We start from the raw sequence: 24532 nt of genomic DNA, 5'->3' as shown, positions 1-24532 counted from the left end.
GGCCCGCGTGACGCCCTCGCCCAGCTCTCTTCGCGCCCCTCTTGCGCGGCGGCATGAGCAGGCGGATGCCTACGCCCATCTCACGGCCCTGCCACGAACGGCCTCCTCATCTGGACGTCACGCCGCATGAAAGGCCGGACGAGCCTGACTTGGCCGGGTCAACTGACCCAACGCGAAACGGAGGCCCAGGTGGCGCCGGTTCTGACGGCGCTCTGGTGCACCGGACCCCGAATTCTGCGCCTCCTCGGCTTCGGCTCGCCCCTCCCCTCTTTCCAAGACCTGCGCCGCCCCGGGAGAAACCCGCGAGACCGGAGTAACTCGTCCCGGCCCAGGCGCGCCAGGACGCGGGACCCGGGTGCGCAGCACTTTGCAGGTGACGAGGCCCTGTAACGGGAGGATGTTCGCAGGCGTGGGAGGTGAGCCGGCGCTCGACGGAGTGGCGCTCGCAGGCTACAAGGACCTGCCATGCCCCGGCCGGCACCGACATCGCACCAACACCTTCTACGGCGGCGGCGCTGCCTGCTCCACCAACCACCCGTCCACGCCGCCTGAGCACAGCACGAGGCGCCCGAGGGGGGCATATCCCCCGGGGCGCCCAGGCATGTCTGCGACACACACCGGCCTCACAGCCGACGAGCCACCAAGGGGCAACGGGCCGCCGCCGAGTGGAACGTCGACGCACCCTCTGTTGTGCCGGCTCCCCACGGGCCCACGGACGGAGGGCCCTGCCCGCGGAGTCACACCCGAGGGGCGGGCACCGGGAAGAGCATGCAGCTGCTGGTGGCGTGGGCGAGCAGTCGGTCCGTCGCGTCGACCAACTGGGCCTGGGCGAGGGCGGTTTGGCGGCCCTTGTTGACCACCGTGCCGATGGCGCGCACCGGGCCCGTGTCCACGGTGATCGGTCGCAGGAACTTCACCGTCAGGTCGAGCGAGGTGTACGCCATGCCCAGCGGGAGGGTGGACTGGACGGCGCAGCCCGCCGCCGAGTCGAGCAGGGTGGCGAAGATGCCGCCGTGCACGCTGCCGATCGGATTGTAGTGCTCCTCGCCAGGCGTCAGGGAGAAGACCGCCCTGCCGGGCTCCACCTCGTCCAGGGAGAAGTCGACGGTGTGGCTGATCGGCGCCCTCGGCAGTCGCCCCGCCTGCACCTCGCGCAGGAAGTCGATGCCGGCCATGCGCCCGGCGGCCTCCGCCGAGATCGCGGGATCGTCCCAGTGATACGTACGCGTTCGCCCCACGGTCCAGCGCCCTTCCCTCTGATTTTCTGCTGACTTTTTCCAGCGAAGCTAGGCTTTGGGTCACCTGACTGTCAATGGCGAAGGCAGACCCTTACGATGGCGGGATGGAGTGGCTTGAGGCGAGCACGGAGAACTGCCCCGTCCAGCGCACGCTCGACGTGATCGGGGAGAAATGGACGCTGCTGATCCTGCGTGACGCCGTCAATGGTGTCCGCCGCTTCGACGACTTCCACCGCCACATCGGCCTGTCGGAAGCCGTTCTCAGCGACCGCCTCCGCAAGTTGACCTCGGCCGGCATCCTGAAGACCGTCCCCTACCAGGAGCCCGGCAGCCGCTCCCGCAACGAATACCGCCTGACCCGCAAGGGCTGGGACCTGTGGCCCGTCCTGATGGCGCTCAGCCAGTGGGGCGAGGCATACACCCTCGGCTCCGAGGGGCCTCTGCTGGACGTCCGCCACACCGAGTGCGACGCCCCGGTCCGCGTCGTCGTGGAGTGCTCCACGGAACACTCCACCCTCAGTCCCCGCGACGTCACCGCCCGGCTGGGAACAGGTGCCCGCCTCCGGTCGTGAGCCATCGACCTCGCGGTCGTGGGCCAGGCAGCGGTGAGACATCAGCCGAGTGCCGTGCACTCCGCCGCCCGTTGCCCCGCAGGACATGATCGACTTCGCGCCCCGCCGAACCGACCTCGATGGCCTCCCGCGTATACGCCCGGGCCTCACCCGGTCGCCGAGACGTGATCCCGGGCTGAGCGGACGACAGTGGAACCAGGCTCGGATTGCCGACGGCTGCGGCGACGTCATTGTCGCTGTCGCTGCCGCTGTCGCTGTCGCTGTCGACCGGACGAGACGGATCCACGGCCCGGACGGCGACGGAAGTCGGCGAGCTACGCGCGCGACGATGCGCGCGCATAGCTGAAGCCGCCGTCTTGGTCGGCAGTCCGGACCGTCGCCTGCCGGACCGGGACGAGGCCGCGGGCGCAGCGGACCTGCGCGCCGCTGCAGGCCATGCCGGCGTCCGTCCACCGTCCCGATCCGGCAGGCGCGCAAATCGTGCAACTGCCGCGCCGGTACCATTCGGTCAGATCTTCGTCTTCTCCCGGACCCACGCGCCGATCTGGGCGATGGCGGCGTCGGTCTCCGGAATCCGGCCGGCACCGTAGACGTACGAGTGCTGGCCGCCGGGGACCACCACGGTCGCCGTGTCGATTCCGGCGTCCTTGACGCGGGCGGCGAACTCCTCGTCCTCGCCGGCCAGGACCTCGTACGTGCCCCAGGAGACGAGGGTCGGGGGAAGACCGCTCAGGTCCGCCCGGTTCAGATTGATCCGGGTGTCCGTGAACTCGATGCCCGTGCCACCGATCCAGGCGTCCCGGAAGAACTCCAGCAGGTCCTTGCTGAGGATCTTGTCCGTCCCGGCGTTGGCCGCGATGGTCTCGTTGGCGATCTCGAGGTCGCACCAGGGGGAGATCGACACGATGGCGCCGGGCAGGGGCTGCTTCTTGTCGCGGAGGCGAAGCGCCAGGGCGACGGCGATGAACCCGCCGATCGAGTGGCCGATCGTGATGATGTTCCCCGGCTCGTACCCTTCGGAGAGCAGCCAGTTGAAGGCCGCCTCCGCGTCGTCCACCTGAGCCGGGTACTTGTGTTCCGGTGCCCGCCGGAAGTCCAGGACCAGTACGGGGGCACCGGCGGCCTTGGCGATATGGCCTGCGAGCTTCCGGTCGACGACCGCCGACGAAAATACGGAACCCCCGGCGTGACTGTGCAGGAGGACGTAGTCGGTGTTGGAGCCGACGGGTTCGCACCAGATACCCAGCACGCCACCCGCGTCCACCTCCCGATAGGTGACACCTTCCGGCTCCCGTGCCATGAGATGGGAGCTCTCCACCCGGGTGCGCGTCGCGTCCAGTTCGGACTCGGGAATCACCATCGCGGCGAAAAAGTCCGCGAATTCGATCGCTTCCGGGCTCAGTTCAACAGCAGCGTGCTCAGACACGTGGTTGCCTCCATGGGGCCATTTGGGCGTACCGGCCCCGCCAGGACCGGTATGGCGGGGGTTTTGTCAGGCGGTGTGGGTGGGGTAGTCCGTGTAGCCGGCCTCGCCGCCGCCGTAGAAGGTGGCGGGGTCGGGCGTGTTCAGCGGCGCGCCGGTGCGTATGCGCTCGACCAGGTCGGGGTTGGCGAGTGCCATCGAGCCCACGGTGATGACGTCGGCGATGCCGTCTTCGACGTCCTTGGCGCGGGTGGCGATGTCGGTGCCGGCCCGGTTGAGGACCAGGGTGTTCGGCCACAGCTTGCGGAGGGTGGCAAGGAGTTCGTCGTCGCCGCCGTGGTTTCCGATGTGCAGGTAGGCGAGGTTGAGCGGGGCGAGGGCGCGCACGAGGGCGGGGTACAGCTCGTGGGTGTCGCTCTCGGCGATGTCGTTGAACGGGTTGCCGGGGGAGATCCGGATGCCGGTGCGGCTGGCGCCGATCTCGTCGGCCACGGCGGTGGCGACCTCGACGGCAAAGCGGATGCGGTTCTCGACGGAGCCGCCGTACTGGTCGGTGCGCTGGTTGGTGTTGGTGGCGAAGAACTGGTGCAGGAGGTAGCCGTTGGCACCATGGATCTCGACGCCGTCGGCGCCCGCCGCGACGGCGGCCGCGGCGGCGCGTCGGAAGTCCTCGACCGTCGCGGCGACTTCCTCGGTGGACAGTTCGCGCGGTACCGGCATCTCCTGGAGCCCTGAGGCGGTGAACATGGTGCCCGCCGGCTGGACCGGCGAGGGGGCGACCGGCTGCCGGTGGTGGGGGGTGTTGTCGGGGTGCGCGATCCGTCCGGCGTGCATGAGCTGGATGACGATGCGTCCGTCGGCCTTGTGCACGGCGTCGGTGACCTTGCGCCAGCCGGCGATGTGCTCCTCGGTGTAGATGCCCGGGGTCACCGGGTAGCCCTGGCCGTCGGCGCTGGGCTGGGTGCCTTCGGTGATGATGAGGGCGTGCGAGGCGCGTTGGGCGTAGTACTCGGCGTTCAGCTCGGTCGGCACACCCTCCGGGGTGGACCGGTTCCGCGTCAGGGGGGCCATGGCCAGCCGGTGCGGCAGGGAGATCTCGCCGGCGACGATCGGGTTCCACAGGGCGTTCAACATGGATGTTTCCTCAAATAAAGGGTGAGAGAGAGCTGCGAGGTGGCGGGCTGCCTGCCCCGCGGGGTAGCGCGTAGGCGGTGACCGGCCGGATGGGTCCAGTGACCTTCCACCGTGGAAGGCGGACTGCGGTGGAGGGGCAGTCGACGGTACGGCGGGATTGCCGCGTACATGACTGCCCCACGCCACAGGGCGCATCAGTCGTGTGCGGCAGCGGCCGGGCCGTTGTCACAAAGGGACTGCCGCACCGGAGTCGGTGCGGCGGTCAGCCGCGGTAGCGAGCGGCCGGGACCCGCCGCGACAGGTTCGGGACGAGCGTCTGCCGGGCCTTCTCGAACGACTCCCAGTCGCTGATCTCCGGCAGTGACGGGATGGTGACGGGCTCCCCGGCGTCCAGGCCCGCGAGCGCCGCGTCGACGGCGTCGTCCACGCTCATGATCCACTCGTCGGGGAACGCCTCAAGGTCGGCGCCGGAGCCGTCCCAGAACTCCGAACGGACAGCGCCCGGCAGCACGGCCTGCACCGTCACGGGGCTCTCGGCGAGCTCCTGCTGCAGAGCCTGGGTGAACGTCAGCACGTAGCTCTTGGTGCCGCTGTAGACAGCGCTGACGGGCAGGATGTTGAGAGCCAGGGCAGAGGAGACGTTCACCACGGTGCCGTGCCCTCGGGCCGTCAGGCCCGGCAGGACAGCGGTGGTCAGCCTGGTCAGCGAGGTCACATTGAGGTTGATCAGCGCCTCGGAGGCCGCGGCGTCGGAGGTTGCCAGCGGGGTGAACAGCCCCCCGCCGGCGTTGTTGATCAGTACCTCGATGCTCTCGTCGGTGCGCAGACGCTCCTCGACCACGGCGATCTGCGCCGCATTGGTGAGGTCGGCGGTGACGACGTCCACCGCACGGCCCGTGCGGCTGCGGATGTCCGACGCCAGCGTTTCCAGCCGCGCGGTGTTGCGGGCCACCAGGATCAGGTCGTAGCCCCGGTCGGCAAACCGCTGCGCGTAGGCGGCACCCAGGCCGGCGGATGCGCCGGTGACGACAGCGGTCTTGTTCTGCATGGACATGAGGTGGAACTCATTTCTGGGCTGGCGGATGAGTAGGGGCCGAAGCGTCGACCCCGCTTTAGATTACGATAAGTATCTAACGCGGTCCAGTCAACGGCCCCGACGCCCCCAGTGACCGCCCGCGGCCGAAGACTGCTCGACGTGCACCCGTGGCTACAGGGTTGGCGGCCGATCAGATTCGGATGGAGACTCCTCGGGCTCATGGTCGCCGTGGACCACCGCCCTCAGAGGCATCACACGGCCGAAAGCCGCTCCAGGTTCGGATGCGGACCCACGAGCTCCTCGCCTTGCGACCGCGAGAAAAAGCCGTACGGAAAGAGGGCACCGCGACCGCCCGCCCGCACGTCGCGTATGATAGATGCACTTCACTATCTAACATGGGCAGGTGACTGATGAGTCGCGTTTCGCAAGCACAAGCGATGGAGAACCGCAGGCGCGCGGTCGCCGCGGCCTCCCAGCTCTTCCGGGAGCGCGGCGTGAACGGCATCAGCGTCGCCGATCTGATGAAGTCCATCGGCCTGACCACGGGCGGCTTCTACAAGCAGTTCCCCTCCAAGGAGGCCCTGGTGGCCGAGGCGGCTGAGGCCGCTTTCGGGGACCTTGACCTGCTCCTGGCTTCGTTCGATACGGCCCACGGCGATCACGACACCGCGCGCGGCGCCCTCGTCGACTTCTACCTGTCGGCCGAGCACCGCGACCAGCCCGGCACCGGTTGTCCCACCGCGGGATTCGCAGGGGACATGGCTCGCGAGCCCACAGCTGGGGAAGTGCGCGAAACGTATGCGGCCGGAGTCGAGGAATTCGCCGGGTGGCTGTCTACCGACGCCAACGACGGCCTTCCCATGGTGGCCACGCTGGTCGGCGCAATCCTGCTTGCCCGAGCCACGGCGGGCACAGAACTGTCGGAGAAAATCCTGGAGTCGACCCACAAAGCCCTGACCGCACCGCACCGGCCTTGACCGAAATCCTGGACACGGGGTGTGCGGCTGGGCCCAACGCCAGGTAGTGAAGGGCGTGTTGGGCCCGTCAAGGGGATTGGTTCCATGCGTCGGCAAGGACGTACTTCCCATAACCGATCTTGCGGAGCCCCGCCCGCTGCCGCCGCCCCGACGTCGGGCCGACGACTGCGCGAGGCGGTCGACCGAGCCGTACGCGCGGCTGCCGGTGGCCGGCTACCCGCATCCAGCGACGTCACAACGCTCAACCGAGCAGCAGCCGAGGCCCCGACCCACCCTGCACATAGCCATCACGGACGGACGCCTGGAGCCTGCCGGCACCACGAGCATCGCCACCGGTCCCGCAGCCGCGCCGGCACTGATCACCCAGGACGCCGTCGACCTGCTCCTGTCCGCCGAGATCCGGCGCGTACGCGTCCGCGGCGCGGACTTGTGCGCCGCACGCCTCCTGGACCGCTCCCCCGCCCACAACCGCCGCTGGTGCTCCATGTCCCGCTGCGGCAACGGCACGAAGGTCCGCCTCCACCAGGCCAGGGCCAGACGAAGTGGGCACACCCCGGCAGGCTGAGCCCACCGGCAGACTGAGCCCACCACGAACTCCTGGCGCAACCGCGCTCAGCTCACTCGACGGTCCTCATCCGAAACGCAGGGCCGGGGACGCTCTCGATGTCTTCCGCCTGCACGGCGTGGCCCCGTTCGCAGCGGATCTGGGCGTCGACGTGCGCGCCGCATCCGCGGTGTCGCGCCAGCACGGCCGGGCCCTCCGGGTCGGCGCGATAGCGGTCGCCCCACTGCAGGAGTCCCGTCACGGCCGGGACCAGATCCACACCCTTGGGTGTGATCACGTACTTCGGCCGACCCCGCGAGCCCGGTTCCTTGTAGGTCTCGGTGGCCAGGATCCCTTCCTCCACGAGCATCCGAAGCCGCGCCGCGAGAAGATTGCGAGGACAGCCGAGGACGCGTTCGAAGTCGCTGAAGCGGGACGAGCCGTACCAGACCTCGCGCAGGATCAGGATCGTCACTTCTCACCCACGACCTCAAGGGTCCGGGCGATCGAGCAGTTCGACATGTCCCGGTCGAGACGGGAGTCCATGCCGGCGTCCTGAAGCGCTTCGGCCCTCGCCTTCATGGGGGTGACCTTAACAGCACCTGAGTTTACTTTTCTATACTCAGTAGGTAGCGTCATGACCAGCACATCAACCCGGCCGCACGCGAGAAACGGGCGCGCAGGGGGACCTGCGCGAAGAATCAATCGACACCACCAGAAACACCCACATGGAAAGGCGGCCGGCATGAAGGCATTCGTCGTCGAGAAGTACGGCAAGGACGGCGCACGCGCCGCAGAGGTTCCCGAGCCCACCGTCGGAGACCGCGACGTCCTGGTCAAAGTGAGCGCCGCCAGCATCAACCCGCTGGACAAAATGGTCCGCAACGGGGAGTTCAAACAGCTCCTGAAGTACAAGCTACCGTTCGTGCTCGGCCACGACGTGGCCGGAATCGTGACACGGGTCGGCTCCGCCGTACACGGCCTCAAAGTCGGCGACGAGGTCTACGCCCGTCCGCGCGACCTGCGGATCGGAGGCTTCGCGGAGTTCATCGCGATCGACATGGACGACGTCGCGCCCAAGCCGACCTCCCTCACCCTCCAAGAGGCAGCCGCAGTGCCGCTGGTGGCCCTGGCCGCCTGGCAGGTTCTCGTTGACCGCGCCCATGTGAAGCCGGGTCAGAAGGTACTCATCCACGCCGGTGCCGGCGGCCTCGGCTCGACAGTCATCCAGCTCGCCAAGCACCTCGGCGCCACGGTCGCCACGACCACGAATACCGACACGGAGAAGCTGGTCAGGAGCCTCGGCGCCGACGTCGTCGTCGACTACACCAAGGAGGACTTCTCGAAGGTGCTGTCCGGCTACGACCTGGTGCTGGACTCCCTGGGTGGAGCGAACCTCGAGAAGTCGCTGACCGTGCTGAAGCCCGGCGGCCTGGCCATCAGCGTCGTCGGCCCGCCGGACGCCGGCTTCGCCAAGCAGCTCGGAGCCCCATCGTTCATGGGCGTGGTCATGAACGTACTCAGCCGCAAGATCCGCAAGCAGGCCAAGGCACTGGGGGTGCGCTACCAGTTCTTCTTCATGCAGGCCGACGGCTCCCAGCTGCGCAAACTCGGCGCCCTCTACGACAGCGGGAAGCTCCGCCCGGTCATCGACAGCACCTTCCCGTTCGACCAGACACTCAAGGCGATGGCACACGTCGAGCAGGGCCGCACCAAGGCCGGCAAAGTCGTGGTCTCGATGGTGCCCGACAACGACTGAGACCGTGCCGGCCACAGCCCCTCCGTCCGGCACGGTCACCCGAGGGGCGACGACAACGTCGGCGATCCAATGTCGACTACGGTCGCCGAGAGCCGACGCTGTAGGCGTCTCGATGCCATTCCGCCCGCCAAATGGCTCGCGACACAGCGCTCCACACGGCTCTACGGCGCCCCGAGCCCTGGTCAAGGCCCCGCATCCGCTGGGTGTCAGGAGAGTGATCACGCCGGACGAACCGCCACGCCCGCCTGAGTTCGCCCGGGCAGAGAGACGAGGATTTGCCAGGTCGGGCGACACGCACCGACGGCTCGCAGCTCTCGACGCTCACGACGGACGCATGACTGACCAAAGCGCCTTCCGCTCCCGCGCACGAGACAACCAGTCGGCGGGGCCCGCGCTCCCGTCTCGTTGAAAAGTCCTGCTCACGGCGGACTTGCTCAGGACGGCAGCGTCGGTCCGCCGAGCGACGCACGTCGCCAGTTGGGGGTGCGGTCCTTGTCGACCAGAGCGGCGCGGACGCCCTCCAGGAAGTCCGAGGTGCGGATAGTGGTGCGCGTGAGGGCGAGTTCGGCGTCGAGGCATTCGCGCAACGTGCGCTGCCTGCCCCGGGCCAGCAGAGCGTGAGTGATCTCCAGGCTCTGCGGCGATGCGGACTCCAGGGCAGCCAGCGCGGCTGCCGCCCACGGGGTGTCGAGGTGGCGCAGGCGTTTCTCGATCTCGCCGAGGGTCGGCGCGCCGAACGCCCAGTCCACATCCCCGCGTACCTCCGCCAGCCTGCTCTCCGCGACCGGGGAGCGGCCGGCAAGGCGGTTCAGGACGACGTCCACCGGGTCACCTGGGTTGTCGGTCAGGGCCTCCCCGACCGCCTCGAGCCCGTCCGCGGGGACGAAGTGCGTGGCCAGCCCCGCGTACAGGGCGTCGGCCGCATCGAGTCGGTGCCCGGTCAGTCCCAGGTACATGCCGATCGCGCCGGGCAGCCTAGGCAGAAAGTAGCCGGCCCCGACGTCGGGAAAGAACCCGATCCCGGTCTCGGGCATCGCCAGCACCGCGCGCTCGGTGACGACGCGGAACATGCCGTGGACGGACAGACCGAGGCCGCCGCCCATGCACAGGCCGTCGATCAGCGACACGATCGGAACGGGATACTCGGCGATCCGGGCGTTGAGCCGGTACTCGGAGGCGAAGAACCGCTCGCTGGCCTCGGCATCCCCGGCGAGGCTGTGCTCGCGGATCGTGCGGATGTCCCCGCCGGCGCAGAACGCCTTCGCGCTGGTACTGGCGAGCACCACAGCGGACAACGGTATGTGCTCCCACCCGGCGAGCGCACGGTCGATGGCGGCGACCATGCCTGTCGTCAGGGCGTTGAGCGCCTTGGGCCGGTTCACAAGGATCCGGCCGACGCCCCGGTGGACGTCGGCGAGAACCTCGGCCGCGGCGGTATCAGTCATCGGTCGTCATCTCGTCTCCGCGCGGACCTGGCTGTCCTGGCCATCAGGGTTTCCTCACTCGCCGGGTGTCAGGCGTAGATCTGCGCGTAGAGATCCTGGATCTCGACCACGGTGGGTACGACGGGGTTGTTGGCGGGGGATCCGGACGCGAGCGCCTGCTCGGCCATGAGGGGCAACAGGCGGAACCACTCGTCCTTGTCGATGCCGTGGGCTTGAGGGGTGGGCACCTCAAGATCCTGGCACAGGGCTCGGAGCGCCTCGACGAGCTTACCGGCGGCCAAGGCGTTGCTGTCGCCGTCGGTGGCGGCTCCGAGGGCGCGGGCGCAGTCGGCGTACCGGCTCTCGGCGGCGGGCGCGGAGAACGCGGTCACCGCGGGGAAGAGCATCGCGTTCGACAGACCGTGGGCGACGTGGAAGTGAGCGCCGATCGGGCGGCTCATGCCGTGCACCAGCGCCACGCTGGAGTTGGAGAAGGCGATGCCGGCCTGGGTCGCGGCGAGCATCATCGCCTCGCGAGCCTTGAGGTCTCCCCCATCGGTGTAGACGCGGCGAAGGTGGTGACCGATGGTCCGGATCGCGTTCAGAGCAAGGCCGTCGGAGAACGGATTGGCCTTGCGGCTCACGTAGGCCTCGACGGCATGTGTGAGCGCATCGACGCCGGTGTTAGCGGTCAGCCGGGCCGGCATCGACAAAGTCAGTTCGAAGTCGACGACGGCGGCGACCGGCAGAAACGCCGGCCCCGGACAGAGCATCTTCTCGTCCGTGGCGCTGTCGGTGATGATGGTGAACTGGGTGGCCTCCGAGCCACTGCCCGCGGTCGTCGGGACCGCGATCACCGGGAGCGCCGGGCCGTGGTTGGTGTGCGGGGCCTTGTAGTCCCGCATCCGGCCGCCCTGGACGCCCAACAAACTGAGGGCCTTGGCGGTGTCCATCGGGCTGCCGCCGCCGAATCCGATCACCGAGTCCGCCCCGTGTTCCCGCAGCACGGTCAGGCCCGCGTCGAGCGAGTCGGTCGTCGGATCCGGGACGGTGCCGGCGAAGAGGCGCGGCTGCACTCCGGCATCCCTCAGCGTCGCCGTCAGTCGTTCCGCCGCACCGGTTCCGGCGAGGAACGCGTCCGTCACCAGCAGCGGGCGGCGCAGTCCCAGCCCCGTGATGACGTCGCCCAGTGCGCCGACGGCACCGCCGCCGACGCGCAGGATCCGCGGGAGGGAAAGGCTGGCGACCATGGCGGCCCTTTCGGCAAGAACAACGGGGCATGTCGCGCCCGCTGCCCTGACTGTGCGGTCCGGGGCCGTGTGCAATCAACCACCAATAGCGCACAGCCACTGTGCAGAAACGCAGATATGGTCGGGCCGTGCACCCCCGCTCCCAGGATGAGAACCCCGCCCCGCGGCCGGCCGACTCCCATCGCTCCGTCGATCCGCGCAAACTCCGGGCGGACGATCTGCGCTACCTGCTCGCGGTGTCCCGTACCGGACGTCTGGTGACAGCCGCCGACGCACTCGGCGTGGACCACACCACCGTGTCACGCCGTATCGCCGCATTGGAGAAGAGCATCGGCCTGCGCCTCATCGAACGCGGCACGGAAGGATGGACGCTGACGGACATCGGACGAGCCGTCTCGGAGAACGCCCGCGCGATCGAGGAGGCCATCGACCGCGTCGTCGACACCGTGGCGGGCCAGGACTCGCCGTCCCTGCGCGGTACGGTGCGCGTCAGCGCGCCCGACGGCTTCGGCACCACCTTCGCCACACCCGCCCTCGTGCGGGTGCGCCGCCAACACCCTCAGCTCCAGGTCGAACTCATCACCGCGACACGGCAGCTCGCCCTGCGCCCGTCCGGTTTCGATCTCGCTCTCGTCATCGGCGTTCCCTCCAGCAGCCGCCTGGTGACCGAGCACCTCACCGACTACACGCTGGGTCTCTACGCCTGTGACGACTACCTCACCAAGTACGGCCGGCCGGAGACGGTGGCCGAGCTGCGCGAGCACCCGCTCATCTTCTACATCGAGTCGATGCTGCAGGTCGGCGACCTCGACATCGAACGCCACCTTCCCGGAATGACCCCGGCATTCTCCTCGACGAACGTCTTCGCCCAGCTCGAAGCCACCCAGCAAGGAGCCGGCATCGGCGTCCTGCCGGCCTTCCTGACCCAGCGGACGCAGCTGCGCCGGCTCCTCGCCGACGAGATCGACATCCGGCTCCCCATCACCCTGGCCGTCCGCCGCGAGGCCGTGACGCACCCTGCCGTACGCGCCCTGTGGACCGCCCTTCGGCATGAGGTCGCCGAACGGGCCGCCGAACTGCTCCCGGAGTGACCGCCAAGGAGCTTCCGGTGCCGTGAACGCGCGCCGATCACACCCTCGTGTACGGCGATTCAACAGGCGGCGCCGAGTTGGGAATTGGGACACCTCGGGGCTCCCCGCAGGTGTCGTCGCCGCGTTGACGGCCTGGAGGTGAGGTCGGGCTCGTGGGCGGCCCAGCCGACGAGGTGGTCGATGCAACCGCTTCGACCCAGATCAGATGCAGTCTCCGCGAGCACTCCCGTGAGACGAGCCGCACCAGACCTGGCGCGGGAGCAGGATCGCCCGCATCGCTCCCACCGATGCCCCGGAAGAGCCTCCTCGCATCCATGGGATGATTCCAACCTCATCTGAGTTTACTTTCCTATACTCAGCAAGTAGCGTCATGACCAGCACAACCCGGATGCCGCAGGGGAACCCGGCACGGCACCCGCCTGAGAAGGAGAGAAGGAGCACCACCATGGGAGTGAGCCCAGAGGCGCACGAGTTCGCGGAGTTCCTCGCGAGTGTGAGCGCGAAGTCGTCGACACCCGGCCTCGACCTGGCCGTCATCCGGGACATCGTCGACTCGAACCACAAGGCGTCGACCGAGCCGGAAGGCGTCACCTACGCCGAGGTGGACGCGGACGGCGTCCCCGCCCTGTGGGCCATCCCCGAGGGCGCCGCCCCCGACAAGGCGCTGCTCCACTTCCACTTCGGCGGATCGGTCACCGCCTCGATGCACTCGGACCGCAAGGCCGCCGGCCACATCGCGAAGGCGGCCGGCGCCCGCTCCCTCGTCGTGGACTTCCGCCTCGCGCCCGAACACCCCTACCCCGCGCAGCTCGACGACGCCGAGACCGCCTACCGTTGGCTGCTCTCGCAGGGCTACCAGCCTCAGAACATCGGCAGCACCGGCCACTCGATCGGCGGCACCCTCGCGGTGATGCTCCCGCTGCGTCTGATCGCCAAGGGCGAGGCGGCCCCGGGCGCGATCGTCAGCGTCTCGCCGTGGACCGATCTCACCATCCAGAACGCGTCGGTGGACGCGAACGAAGAGAACGACAAGATGCTCAGCAGGAACACCCTCGAGCTCTTCCGGGGAGCCTGGCTGCAGGAGCCCGGAGTGGACTTCGCCGACCCGCAGATCAGCCTCGTGAACGCCGACCTGACCGGCCTGCCGCCCACGATCGTCTATTACGGCGAGTACGAGACCCTCGCCGACGACGGCGCCCAGCTCGGACGCCGACTCGCGGACTTCAAGGTCACCACCGAGGTCCACTCGATGCCCGAAGGACAGCACTCGTTCGTCCTGGGCGCGGGACGCGTACCCGAGGTGGACCGGGCGATCCAGCAGATGGGTCAGTGGCTCCGCAAGCACCTCGGCGCGTGAGCGAAAGCTGCGCCTGACGGCCGGGCCGACCACCGCGATATCGGTGACCGGCGCGGCGGACTCCGGCATCCTGCTCGACCATGCCGTCCGGCATACGGTACTTGTGTCCGACACGGTTCCGCACGCAGCCCCACCACCGTCCCTCGATGCCACAAAGGAGTGCGCGATGGGAACGTACGAGGATGTCTTCCGCGCCAGTACCGAGGACCCGGAGAGCTTCTGGCTGAAGGCGGCAGAGGGCATCGACTGGGATGTCACTCCGCACCGCGCCCTGGACTCCTCGAGCGCACCCTTCTACCGCTGGTTTCCCGACGGGCGGCTCAACGTCTGTTTCAACGCGCTCGACCGGCACGTCGAAGCCGGCCGAGGCGAACAACCCGCGCTCGTCTATGACTGCCCCGTGACCGACACCCGCCGCACCTACACCTACGCCCAGCTGCGCAACGAGGTGGCGGCCTTCGCCGGAGCGCTCGCACAGCTCGGCGTGGGGCACGGCGACCGCGTGGTGATCTACATGCCGATGGTCCCCGAGGCCGCCGTCGCGATGCTGGCCTGCGCGCGCATCGGCGCGGTCCACTCGGTCGTCTTCGGCGGGTTCGCCCCGCACGAACTCGCCCTCCGCATCGACGACGCCGCCCCCAAGGTGGTCGTCTCCGCCTCCTGCGGTATCGAGGGCAAGCGTGTCATCGCCTACAAGCCCCTGCTCGACCGGGCCATCGAGCTCGCCGTCCACAAGCCGGAGACGAGCGTGATCCTGCAACGCCCGCAGGAGCCGGCCGCGCTGGGGCCGGACGATCTCGACTGGGCCGAGCTGGTCGCCGCCGCGTCGCCGGCCGACTGCGTTCCCGTCGCCGCCACCGATCCCCTGTACATCCTCTACACGTCCGGAACGACCGGAAAGCCCAAGGGAGTCGTACGTGACTGCGGCGGCTACGCGGTCGCCCTGCACTGGTCGATGGACGCCGTGTACGACGTGGGCCCCGGCGAGACGATGTTCACCGGCTCCGACGTCGGCTGGGTCGTCGGGCACTCCTACATCGTCTACGCGCCCCTGCTGGCCGGCGCCACGACGGTCCTGTACGAAGGCAAGCCGGTCGGCACACCGGACGCGGGCCAGTTCTGGCGCGTCGCCGCCGAGTACCGGGCCAAGACCATGTTCACGGCGCCCACCGCCTTCCGGGCCATCCGCAAGGAGGACCCCACGGGGACGCTCACCGCGGACTACGACCTCTCCCACCTGCGCTATCTCTTCCTGGCCGGCGAGCGCCTCGACCCCGAGACCTATCACTGGGCGAGCGACCTGCTGGGCGTCCCGGTGATCGACCACTGGTGGCAGACCGAGACTGGGTGGCCCATCGTCGCCAACCCGGTGGGCATCGAGGCCGCTCCCCTCAAGCCGGGCTCCCCGACCCGCCCGCTGCCGGGCTGGGACGTCCGCGTCCTCGACCCCTCGGGCGAGGAGGCGCCCGCGGGCGTGGACGGCGCGATCGTCGTGAGGCTCCCTCTGCCGCCCGGCGCCCTCCCCACTCTCTGGCAGGACGACGACCGCTACGTCGCCTCCTATCTCTCCGCCTATGACGGCTACTACCTCACCGGCGACAGCGGCCACATCGACGACGACGGCTACGTCTTCGTCATGGGCCGCACCGACGACGTCATCAACGTCGCCGGACACCGTCTGTCCACCGGCAGCATGGAAGAGGCCCTGGCCACCCACCCCGACGTCGCCGAATGCGCCGTCATCGGCGTCGCCGACGAACTCAAGGGACAGATCCCGCGCGGCTTCGTCGTCCTGAAGGCCGGCGCAGCCCGCGAACCGAGCCAGGTCGAGGCCGAACTCGTCCAGCTCGTACGCGAGCGCATCGGCGCCGTCGCCTCCCTCAGGGACGTCACGGTCGTGGCCGCCCTGCCCAAGACCCGCTCGGGCAAGATCCTGCGCAAGACGATGCGCGGCATCGCCGACGGCCGCGACGAACCCATCCCGTCCACGGTGGACGACCCAGGCGTCATCGAGGTCCTGCGCCCGGTTCTCCGCCGCGCCGGTCACACCCCGTGATCGGGCGACAGGGCCCTGGCCGACGGTGGGCGAGCGCGTCCACGGACTCCGCGCGGTACGGCCCGTTCCGAGGGCGGAGGTACCTGGGGACGTGTCCGGTGGCGGGTCCTGCGACGCTCCGCCGCATCGCTGGGACCGCGCTCCATGCTCCTGGCCCCCCTGTGGGCCCGCGGGGACTCGCAGAGTGAGCGGCGGTCCGGCCGGTGCTGCCGGTGCTGCCTGGCTGCGCGGCCGGGGCGGGCAAGGGCGCCGAGTGCGTGTCCGCGTCCGCTGGGCCGGGAGCGGCCTCCTCATCAGCGATGTTGCCGCCGTCGGGAGCTACGGAGTCTGGGCCTCCTGGTGCTGAACTACCTCGCTCCGACATCCTGCTGAGGTCGACCACCGCGGCGTGGCAGGGCCCGAATGGAGGGTCCGAGCCCTGCCTACGCCGCGGGCCATCTACAGGGCTCCCCCGGGGCAACCAGAACGCTCAGAGGCCGACGTCGGCTGAGTGGCTCCTGACCCGGCTCAGATACGGCGCACGGTGTGCAGTGTCTTGGCGTATGTCCCCGAGCCGTCGAGCAGAGACTCGCCGCCCAGGTCGGACATGGTGGGCCCGTTGACCGTCTTGTGGCTGGAGAAGAAGCGGCGTTTGCCGCCGTCGTCGAGACCCAGGTAGATGCCGACGTGGTCGACGGTCGGGCTGACCCCGTCGTCACTGGAGTCGGCGTTGAACAGCACCAGGTCGCCGGGCTGGAGGAGGGCCGCGGCGGGCGGGGTGGTCCCGGTGGCGCGGTCGACGACCACGCCCGGCGCGTAGTCGACGATGTGCCGGGACTTGCGCGGGATCCGGGTGCCCGAGGTGTCCTCCGCGGCGGCCGCGATGCCCGGTGACCGCAACGGCGACCAGGAACCCATCTGGTTCGCCGACTCCACACTCGCACCCGACCTGTCCCTGCCCAAGATCCGCAAGCGGTTCACGCACACCGCCACCGAGGCCGAACACCCCACCCCCGCAACGCCCTTCGGCCGGTCGGCGCCCGCCCGGGCCCGCCTGTTCGCCACCGAGGCTACCGAGAACGTCCTGGTGGCGATAGGCTCCGCCGACGACGGGACGGTCGCCGCCCACATGAAGGGGGTCGGCGAGGTCCTCGACGCGCTCGTCCAGACCTCGCCCGCGTACACCCGCACCGAACCGCGAGACGCTGCACGGTATTTCGAGCGTGCCACCCGCTCCCACATCCAGGCCCGTGACGCGCAGATGCAGGGCTTGCGCCGCGCGGCCCGCCAGATCATCCACTCCGGCCCCGCCCTCGGTCGCGGCCCAGACGGGACCGCCACCGCCGTGGTCCTGGACGTCCTGCTCCTAGCCGCCATCGCCGCCGCCCGCTGGTACGCCGCGCGCGGCCACGCACAGCAGGCCGAAGCCTCCCAACGCACCGCTGAACACCTCCGTGCCGCCTACAGCGGCGGCCCAGGCGCCCATGGCGGTGATGCACGCGAACGGGCAGCGCCTCCCCGCTCCGCTACAGCGCAGGCACGCGCGGACCGTCCTGTCCGTGCTGCCGCCGGAGGTGGCCCGACGGCTCCAGGACGAGCCGGGCTGGCCCGCCCTGGCAGCCAGTCTCCAGGAGGCGGAACAGGCCGGGCGCAACGCCGCCGCGCTTCTGAAGCAGGCCGTGGACTCGCGGGAACTGTCCACAGCGGGGTCCGTCAGCGAGGTCCTAGTCTGGCGGCTCCGGCGGCTTGCCGACCTTCCCGCTCCGATCGCCGCACCTCGCCAGGCTGCCCAGCGCCCTGGCCCTGCCCCTGCTGCCGAACCCACACCTCCACAGCCGGGTCAGGCGTCAAGGCGCCGGCGGTAGTCACTCCCCGGCAGCGAGCGGCATTCGCAATGTGGCACGAACGTTGCGCGGATGTGGCTGTACGTGACAATCATCGGCAAGATCTTGATCGCTGAAATCCCCTGTGCGACCGTCGGTTCATCCAACGAGCAAGGGCTTTCCGGCAGCAATCCACCCTCCTTCACAGGGAGTTAGGAGTGAAGCGTTGGCACGTGGGACGGAAGTATCCGAATCGGTCCTCGGCGAAACTCTCGAAAAACGTGTTGAAGACGCTTTGTTGGTGGGCCGGAGTGTCGGCGGAGTTTCGTCGCGTGTCCTCTACGTGGTTGACCGCCGGGATTCCACCGCGACGCCGGCGGCGCGTCAGCCTGCCTTCGGTACTGTGGACATGTGGGCGAGGGTCTTCGACGAGGCGTACTCCGACGAGCCCGCCGACCTAACGTTCGACACCTCGAGCTGGCGAAGCAAGGTCACCGGCGATTCCTTCAGCACCGAGGAGATGAAGGACTGGGTCGAGTGCACGGTGGCCCGGATCCGGGCTCTCCGCGGACGCCGGATCCACGAGATCGGTTGCGGGACCGGGCTCCTCCTGTGGCATCTGATCGAGGAGTGCGATCACTACAGCGGTTCCGACATCTCGTCGGTCGCCGTCCGACGTCTGCGGGCCGAACTGAAACGCCGGGGAGCCCGGGTCCACGTCACCTGCCGTGAGGCCACCGACCTCGGTGACCTGCGCGGCGGTGAGATCGATACCGTGGCCCAGTACTTTCCCAGCCAGGACTATCTGCGTCGGGTACTCGACATCACGCTTGACGTCCTCTCGCCCGGAGGGCAGATCTTCGTGGGCGATGTCCGCAACTTCGACCTGCTCGACGCCCTGCACATGGCCGTCGTCCTCGGCCGGGGCCAGGACATCGGCCCCGGTGTTCGCCGTCGGCAACGGCTGAATCACTCGATCGCCACTGAACCGGAATTGCTGTTTTCGCCCCAATGGTTCGTCCGGTACGCGAGGGAGCACGCATTGGACGTCAGTGTCATGCCCAAGATCGGGCGATTCAACAACGAACGCAACCGCTTCCGCTACGACGTCGTCCTTCGCCTGCCGCACGGGAAGGACAGGCCGAGGGATAGTCCGGACTTCGAGCTCTCCGAATGGCCGTCGGACGGAACGGTCCCGAAAGGCTTCGCACTGCCCTCAACAGTGGCCGGCCGACCGTATTCCGCGCCATACCTCATCCGGGCGTGGACGAACTCTCATGGGCCGCGTACGCGACGCTCTACGGACGGCCCGGTGAGGTGTCGGATGAAGGCTCACCGCACGACCCGTGTCGTCCGGACCCCGTCCCGTCGAGATCGCGCGAGCTGCCGCCGAAGAGCGGGACGCTCAGCCGCCTTCAGCTTCGCCCTCGGCCATCCGCACGGCGCGTTGACGTGCTGATAGGGGCGGACGACGCGTTCGGGTCGCCCGCCGTCCGCGGTACCCGGACCTCGGTGTGCACGGTGCCACGGTGACCCAGCGAATACGGCGCCGGACGTGTGGCGGCTGACGTGCTGAGGCTGGCACGGTCGAGGCCGCTGCCGGACAGGCCCGCGGCCGTCGGCGGGGTGTCCTGCCTCGACGAGCCGCTGCCGCTCCTGACCGCCTTGGACGCCGTCGACGCCTACCTACTGGCGAGTTCCAGCCGACAGCGGACGCTGGCGAGAGCCTCGCTGTCGGCGCTGGCGATCGAGCAGGTGGGGGTGCACGACGCCTTCTCGCTTCTCGGCGGCACGAGGCTCACCGCTGGGCAGGTGGTGCAGACCGCCGTCGACAAAGCGTTGACCGTCTCACCGGACGACCTGTTGAGCGGGCGAACCATCGCCGAACTTCTCGGCGAGAGCCTCTCCTGATCTCGGGTCCGACGTTCGTACCAAGAAATCCGCACCGAGAAATCGGCATGGGCGCCGCACGTCTGCGGCCAGATCTGAGGAGCGCGGAATGAGCAGAGCCCCACTGACCCCGGACACCCTCGCCGGGCGCATTCTGGCGCACGGCGCACTCCGGCCGGAGTCGGTCGCCGTGCTTGACGACGGCCGGGACGTCACCTATCGGAGCCTGACTGTACGCTCGGCCCGCCTGGCCGAGGAGTTGCGTCGCGTCACGCGCGGCGAGCGACCCCCGGTGGTGGCAGTGGCCCTGTCCCGTGGCGCCGACCTGCTGACGACGATCCTGGCTGTGCTCCGGCTCGGCGCCGTCTACCTACCAGTCAACCCGGAGCAGCCGCTGTCGCGGCTCAAGTCGATCGTCGACGACGCGCGTCCCGACGTCGTCGTCGCGGCCGGTGCACCGCACCCGGCATTCGCCGACGTGCCGGCGGTGGACCCGCGCGCTGTCGGCGAACAGGACGGCCCGGATGGTGAGTTCGACGCGGATCCTGCGGGTTTCCGCTACCTGCTTTACACGTCGGGATCCACCGGAACCCCGAAGGGCGTGATCAGTGGTCATGCCGGCTTGTTGAACCGACTGGTCTGGATGGAGGAAGAGTTCGGGCTCGGCCCCGCCGACCGGGTCCTCCACAAGACCCCCACTACGTTCGACGTGTCGCTCTGGGAGCTCATCTCCCCGCTTCTTGCCGGGGCCACCGTCGTACTGGCCAAGCCGGGAGGACACCTGGACGGACGCTACCTGCACGACCTGATCGCCGCGCAACAGGTCACCGTCCTGCACTTCGTACCATCCATGCTGGCCGCGTTCGCCCAGGCCAACGAGCAGACGGTCAGGCCGGGTGCCACACGCTCGGTGCGGATCGTGGCCACCAGCGGAGAGGCGCTGGGGGCGGCGTCGGCCGCCACGGCGCGAGAGCTGTTCCCGAGCGCGCGGCTGTACAACCTCTACGGCCCCACCGAGGCGTCCATCGACGTCACCTCCCATCTCGTGCGGGACACGGACCTGGCCGAGGCGACAGTTCCGATCGGGCGCCCCATCACCGGCATCCGTATCCATGTCGTGGATCCGGACGGCCGACCGGTACCGGCCGGAGACCCCGGTGAACTCTGGCTCGCGGGCATCGGGCTGGCGTACGGCTACGTCAACCGCCCGGAGGAGACATCCGCCGCGTTCGTCTCCGCTCCGCCGCACCTGCCCGAAGAGCGCGTCTACCGGACCGGCGACCTGGTCCGGGAGAACGACCGCGGCGAACTCGAATACCTCGGCCGCAACGACCGACAGGTCAAGTTCCGCGGTGTGCGCATCGAGCTCGCCGAGATCGAGTACGCCCTCGACCGCTACCCCGGTGTGACGACGTCCCGAATCGTGGCGCGTGGTGCGGCCGACCGTCTGGTGGCCGTCGTGCAAACGAGCGACCTGCCGGACGAGCCGACGGACCAACCGGTATTCCGCTGGCCCGAGCTGGCGGCTGAGCTGCACCACCATCTGGCCGCGCTGCTGCCAGCGTCGATGCTGCCGACGCACTTCCTCTTCACCGAGCGCTGGCCGGTGACCGAGCACGGAAAGCTCGACCTGGGCGCGTTGTCGAAGTGGATCGACGAGCAGGAGAAGTCGACGCCGTTTGACCCCGCGGGACGCGATGGCACGGCGTCGGACGGCACGCTCGTCGACCGGGTACTCGCGATCTTCCGCACGGTCCTGGGCATCGAGGACATCGGCGAGAACGACAGCTTCTTCGACGTGGGCGGCGACTCGTTGGCGGCAGCCACCGCCGCATATCGGGTTGAGGAGTACATCCTCGCGGAGTTCTCGCTCGACATATCCGGCGACGCCTCGATCTTCGTCCATCCGACTGCCAAGGAGCTTGCTCATGACATTGAAGCGCGCCTTTCTGGACGGCCGTGATGCGTTCGATCCCGTCGACGCCTACCTGCTGAGAGCCATCGGTGACCGTGCGGAGGGCCGGGCGCCCGGCGAGCCCCCCTGCTCTTGGGACGAGCTGTACGACCGCGCGGAACAGCGCAGGGTGAACCATCTGTTCCGGGTGAACGATCTCGCCCGGACCGGGGCTGAGGCGGCGGCGCCTTACGCGACGGCACGCCGCCTCTCGAAGCTGATCGCGGAGAAGAGCGTCGGGACCTGGGATGAGGTGGCCCGCGCCTTCGACGCGCATGGCCTCCGCATCGCCGGCTTCAGGGGACCGTTCCTGAACACCGTGCTCGGACGGCCGCTCGACGAGGCCCCGACGAGCACCGCCCTGGACCTGATCGTCGATCGCGACACGCTTCCTCAGACCGTTGCGTTGCTGGAATCGCTCGGCTTCGTGAAGGGCCTAGGTATCAGGGACCTGCGGTTCTACCGGCTCGGCCGGCAGGGTATCCGGGACCTGGAGGACCCGCCAGGTTCGTACGGGCGGATCGCCCCGATGGCCCGTCTGTTGGAGCTGCCCGAGCTCGGCAACGTAGGGGACGACCTAGAACGCTGTTTCCCGCAACGCCAGTTCGTCCGCACGGCGAACGGGGTGCGGTCCCTGTCGAGCATCAACCTGCATGTCGACCTCGGGTACGTGGACGAGGAAGGCGAGCACAGCATCCCGACCCGGGACATTCTGGACCACGCGGTGAGTTCTGGCCATCCGGGTACGGAGTTCAGGACCGTCGACCTCCTGACTCACACCTGGCTGCTCGCTAACCACGCCTTCCTGGACTCGGCCCTGTTCGGCGGGCGATGGTTCGAACTCTTCGCGGACGTCGCCGTGTTGCTGCGGCAGGGTGGCTGGTCACGGACCGGGGTCGAGGAGGCATACCGCAGATATCCCTTCATCGAGGGCCCTATCGCAGCGACCTTTGAGTTCCTCGCCACGGAGTGCGGTGTCGAGCCTCTGGACACCGCACCTGCGAGGTTCGCCCGGACCACCCCCGGGCAGCAGACCGCGCTGGAGCGCGCCCCGGGCGGTGCGGCACACCCGGATGCGGTGAACCCCCGCGGACTCATCCTGGTCTGCCACGGCTGGGGCACCCCCCTCCACTCGTCCCCTCTGCTGCGCAGGCTGCGCGCCAAGGAGGCCGGGAAGCGCGTGGACGTCGTCGAGGTCGCCCCGTTCACGGATCCCGACCCCACGGACGTCAGCCGGGTCGCCGCGCGGCTCGCGGAGCACATCAGTGCCGCGCGACGCAGTGCCCCGGACCTGCCCATCGCCCTGCTCGGCGTGAGCCTCGGCAGCAGTGCTGCGATCAGCGCCGTGCTCGCCGGAGCGGAGGCGGACGTCCTCGTGACCATCGGTACCTGCCTCAGCGCGGACGTCGCCATGCCGGAGAGCCCGGAGCGGATCCTCGAACGGCATCCGGAGGCCGACGACAGCACGCTGGTGCCGTTTCTGTCCCGCACGGCCCGGCTGGGATTTTTGCGGGACCTGGTCGACAGCGCCCCGCTGCACCGCCTGGCCGACCTGCGTACGCCCACGCTGGTCCTCGAAGGAGGCAAGGACAACCCGTGGCGGCACCGCGACGGTGAGACCCTGCGGGCGCACACGGAGAAGCTGCGGAACGGTTCCCGGTTCCGCAGCTTCCCTGCTGGCGGCCACACGCTGGACGACACGGCGATCGGGGCGGCTGCGGAGATCGTTGACTGGCTCGATGCAGTCGGCTTCCACACGCCTCAACCGCAGGCGAGCGCCTGAGGTCGCCGCCTCAACGGCGACCCGCGCCGGTATGGCGCCCGGCTTCGGCTTCCCGCTGGCTCAGAGAGCGGAAACCCGGTCGCGCCAGCGCTGGACACGGTCGTCGCCGTGATCGGTCTGGTCGGACCAGAACTCGGGCAGACCCACGAAGTCACCGGCGGTGCGTGCCAGTTGTACGCCACCGCCTTCCACCACCGTGCCGAGAACGGTGAAGGCGCTGCCATGACGCCGGAAGACGGCGACGGCGTCGTCCAGATGCTCGGACCGCACCGTGTAGCCATGTGCGTAGGGAAAATCGTAGCCGGGATCCAGGGCGAGCAACCCCGGACGGATGTCCAGCAGTTCCGCCGTACGGCGCACCAGCGGATGGGTGCCGAGCGCGCTCTCGTCCACGACGACCCCCAGCCCGTTGCGGTGGGCGATGGTGTGGCAGAACTCCAACGGGCCGTCACTGAGGTCCATGCCCGAGGTGATGTAGCCGGCTTCGGCGCATTCGAGAATCGCTTCGATCGGGGCTCGCGTCCGGTCGTGATAGCGGTCGGCCTCCTCCGCCAGCTCCGGTGCGATGTCTGCCCGCAACCCGAAACGCTGCATCAGGTGTCCCGCCCAGCCCCGGCCCAGTTCGCAGGTGACCAGTATGCGGTCGCCCACGGCTGCGCCGCCCCGGCGGATCAGTCGGTCGTGCCGACCGACGCCCCAGGCGATGCCCACGATCTCGAGTGCGTTGGCGTCGACGTTTCCGCCGCTGAGCCGGGCGCCGTAGTCGTCCAGTACCTCGCGCAGCCCTTCGTAGATCGCCTCGACCTTGGTCACCTCCAGGTCGAGTGGAGCCGACAGATCCACCGCGAATCCGGCGGGACGCACCCCCATGCTGATCACATCACCACAGGTGGCGGCCGCCACCCAGCGACCGTAGAACCGGTAGTCCGCCAGATCGCGGAACTTGCCGCGTACATAGGATGGGTGGTCGACGTTGAGCACCACCACCGGCCGGTCAGGAGCGTCTGAGCCGAGCTCGATGACCAGGCAGTCCTCGAACTTGTCCCGCTCGGCGGTCTCCGCGAACCGTGCCAGGACGGAGGAGATGAATTCCTTCTCGGGCAGGTCACCGATGGTGGTTGCGGCTGGTGTCACTGGAAGTCTCCCGTGCTCGAGTCTGTGACGGCCAGGCGGAAGGGCCTGACTGTGGGCACCCGGGGCGATCACCGAATCTAGGTGCGGGTTCGTTCAACTCGCAAGATC

20 protein-coding genes and 1 pseudogene are annotated in these 24532 nt (G+C 69.1%); 12 read left to right on the top strand and 9 right to left on the bottom strand.

Annotated features, from left to right (window positions below):
* Nucleotides 1-737: 737 nt before the first annotated feature.
* Nucleotides 738-1238, bottom strand: a complete 501-nt coding sequence (locus ACFYO2_RS41500; RefSeq protein ID WP_388360392.1) for a PaaI family thioesterase — start codon at nucleotides 1236-1238, stop codon at nucleotides 738-740.
* Nucleotides 1239-1342: 104 nt separating this feature from the next.
* Here ACFYO2_RS41500 and ACFYO2_RS41495 point away from each other — a divergent pair, with 104 nt between their 5' ends.
* The gene (locus ACFYO2_RS41495; protein WP_388360390.1) at nucleotides 1343-1810 is read left to right on the top strand and encodes a winged helix-turn-helix transcriptional regulator; all 468 of its coding nucleotides are present in this window, start codon (nucleotides 1343-1345) and stop codon (nucleotides 1808-1810) included.
* 508 nt (nucleotides 1811-2318) lie between these two features.
* On the opposite strand, the gene ACFYO2_RS41490 is transcribed toward ACFYO2_RS41495, so the two are convergent.
* The 3 genes from ACFYO2_RS41490 to ACFYO2_RS41480 form a co-directional block, all read right to left on the bottom strand.
* Nucleotides 2319-3236, bottom strand: coding sequence for an alpha/beta hydrolase (locus tag ACFYO2_RS41490; protein WP_388360387.1), 918 nt, complete (start codon nucleotides 3234-3236; stop codon nucleotides 2319-2321).
* Between the two features lie 66 nt (nucleotides 3237-3302).
* A complete protein-coding gene (locus tag ACFYO2_RS41485; protein ID WP_388360384.1) occupies nucleotides 3303-4367 on the bottom strand; it encodes an alkene reductase in 1065 nt (354 codons plus the stop codon).
* 262 nt (nucleotides 4368-4629) lie between these two features.
* Nucleotides 4630-5421 (bottom strand): SDR family NAD(P)-dependent oxidoreductase, encoded by a 792-nt coding sequence (locus tag ACFYO2_RS41480; protein ID WP_388360380.1) that lies wholly within the window; start codon nucleotides 5419-5421, stop codon nucleotides 4630-4632.
* 392 nt (nucleotides 5422-5813) lie between these two features.
* Here ACFYO2_RS41480 and ACFYO2_RS41475 point away from each other — a divergent pair, with 392 nt between their 5' ends.
* The 3 genes and pseudogenes from ACFYO2_RS41475 to ACFYO2_RS41465 all read left to right on the top strand — a co-directional run bounded on the left by ACFYO2_RS41475 (nucleotide 5814) and on the right by ACFYO2_RS41465 (nucleotide 6945).
* Nucleotides 5814-6380, top strand: coding sequence for a TetR/AcrR family transcriptional regulator (locus ACFYO2_RS41475; RefSeq protein WP_388360378.1), 567 nt, complete (start codon nucleotides 5814-5816; stop codon nucleotides 6378-6380).
* Nucleotides 6381-6464: 84 nt separating this feature from the next.
* Nucleotides 6465-6662 (top strand): annotated as a pseudogene (locus ACFYO2_RS41470) (ABATE domain-containing protein); the annotation flags it as partial.
* Complete coding sequence (locus tag ACFYO2_RS41465; protein WP_388360375.1) at nucleotides 6586-6945, top strand: CGNR zinc finger domain-containing protein; 360 nt, start codon at nucleotides 6586-6588, stop codon at nucleotides 6943-6945. The pseudogene ACFYO2_RS41470 and the gene ACFYO2_RS41465, both read left to right, overlap by 77 nt.
* Before the next feature lie 52 nt (nucleotides 6946-6997).
* Here ACFYO2_RS41465 and ACFYO2_RS41460 read toward each other — a convergent pair whose 3' ends face one another.
* Entirely contained in the window at nucleotides 6998-7399 is a 402-nt protein-coding gene (locus tag ACFYO2_RS41460; protein WP_388360372.1) for a winged helix-turn-helix transcriptional regulator, read from the bottom strand.
* A 270-nt stretch (nucleotides 7400-7669) separates the two neighbouring features.
* Between ACFYO2_RS41460 and ACFYO2_RS41455 the strand changes: the two genes are divergently transcribed.
* On the top strand, nucleotides 7670-8683 hold the full coding sequence (locus ACFYO2_RS41455) for an NADP-dependent oxidoreductase (protein WP_388360370.1): 1014 nt from the start codon (nucleotides 7670-7672) through the stop codon (nucleotides 8681-8683).
* Nucleotides 8684-9117: 434 nt separating this feature from the next.
* On the opposite strand, the gene ACFYO2_RS41450 is transcribed toward ACFYO2_RS41455, so the two are convergent.
* Together ACFYO2_RS41450 and ACFYO2_RS41445 are read right to left on the bottom strand one after the other, a co-directional pair.
* A complete protein-coding gene (locus ACFYO2_RS41450) occupies nucleotides 9118-10128 on the bottom strand; it encodes an enoyl-CoA hydratase/isomerase family protein (protein ID WP_388360367.1) in 1011 nt (336 codons plus the stop codon).
* 68 nt (nucleotides 10129-10196) lie between these two features.
* Nucleotides 10197-11357, bottom strand: coding sequence for an iron-containing alcohol dehydrogenase (locus tag ACFYO2_RS41445; protein WP_388360364.1), 1161 nt, complete (start codon nucleotides 11355-11357; stop codon nucleotides 10197-10199).
* A 128-nt stretch (nucleotides 11358-11485) separates the two neighbouring features.
* Between ACFYO2_RS41445 and ACFYO2_RS41440 the strand changes: the two genes are divergently transcribed.
* The 3 genes from ACFYO2_RS41440 (at nucleotide 11486) to ACFYO2_RS41430 (ending at nucleotide 15861) form a co-directional block, all read left to right on the top strand.
* Nucleotides 11486-12448, top strand: a complete 963-nt coding sequence (locus tag ACFYO2_RS41440; protein WP_388360361.1) for a LysR family transcriptional regulator — start codon at nucleotides 11486-11488, stop codon at nucleotides 12446-12448.
* 445 nt (nucleotides 12449-12893) lie between these two features.
* Nucleotides 12894-13805 (top strand): alpha/beta hydrolase, encoded by a 912-nt coding sequence (locus ACFYO2_RS41435; RefSeq protein WP_388360358.1) that lies wholly within the window; start codon nucleotides 12894-12896, stop codon nucleotides 13803-13805.
* A gap of 166 nt (nucleotides 13806-13971) precedes the next feature.
* Nucleotides 13972-15861, top strand: a complete 1890-nt coding sequence (locus ACFYO2_RS41430; RefSeq protein WP_388360356.1) for a propionyl-CoA synthetase — start codon at nucleotides 13972-13974, stop codon at nucleotides 15859-15861.
* Nucleotides 15862-16368: 507 nt separating this feature from the next.
* Here ACFYO2_RS41430 and ACFYO2_RS41425 read toward each other — a convergent pair.
* Entirely contained in the window at nucleotides 16369-16776 is a 408-nt protein-coding gene (locus ACFYO2_RS41425) for a hypothetical protein (protein WP_388360353.1), read from the bottom strand.
* Between the two features lie 1113 nt (nucleotides 16777-17889).
* Here ACFYO2_RS41425 and ACFYO2_RS41420 point away from each other — a divergent pair.
* From ACFYO2_RS41420 to ACFYO2_RS41405, 4 genes are all read left to right on the top strand, one after another.
* Entirely contained in the window at nucleotides 17890-19122 is a 1233-nt protein-coding gene (locus ACFYO2_RS41420) for a class I SAM-dependent methyltransferase (RefSeq protein ID WP_388360350.1), read from the top strand.
* 110 nt (nucleotides 19123-19232) lie between these two features.
* Entirely contained in the window at nucleotides 19233-19574 is a 342-nt protein-coding gene (locus ACFYO2_RS41415; RefSeq protein WP_388360347.1) for a hypothetical protein, read from the top strand.
* Nucleotides 19575-19662: 88 nt separating this feature from the next.
* Complete coding sequence (locus ACFYO2_RS41410; protein ID WP_388360344.1) at nucleotides 19663-21516, top strand: amino acid adenylation domain-containing protein; 1854 nt, start codon at nucleotides 19663-19665, stop codon at nucleotides 21514-21516.
* A complete protein-coding gene (locus ACFYO2_RS41405; RefSeq protein WP_388360341.1) occupies nucleotides 21482-23290 on the top strand; it encodes a hypothetical protein in 1809 nt (602 codons plus the stop codon). Before ACFYO2_RS41410 ends, ACFYO2_RS41405 begins: the two co-directional genes overlap by 35 nt.
* Nucleotides 23291-23350: 60 nt before the next feature.
* Here ACFYO2_RS41405 and ACFYO2_RS41400 read toward each other — a convergent pair whose 3' ends face one another.
* Complete coding sequence (locus ACFYO2_RS41400; protein WP_388360338.1) at nucleotides 23351-24424, bottom strand: AIR synthase-related protein; 1074 nt, start codon at nucleotides 24422-24424, stop codon at nucleotides 23351-23353.
* Nucleotides 24425-24532: the final 108 nt, after the last annotated feature.

The sequence above is a fragment of the Streptomyces sp. NPDC006602 genome, assembly GCF_042870385.1.
In the GTDB taxonomy this organism is placed as follows: Bacteria; Actinomycetota; Actinomycetes; order Streptomycetales; family Streptomycetaceae; genus Streptomyces.
This window is presented reverse-complemented; position numbering and strand designations above follow the sequence as displayed.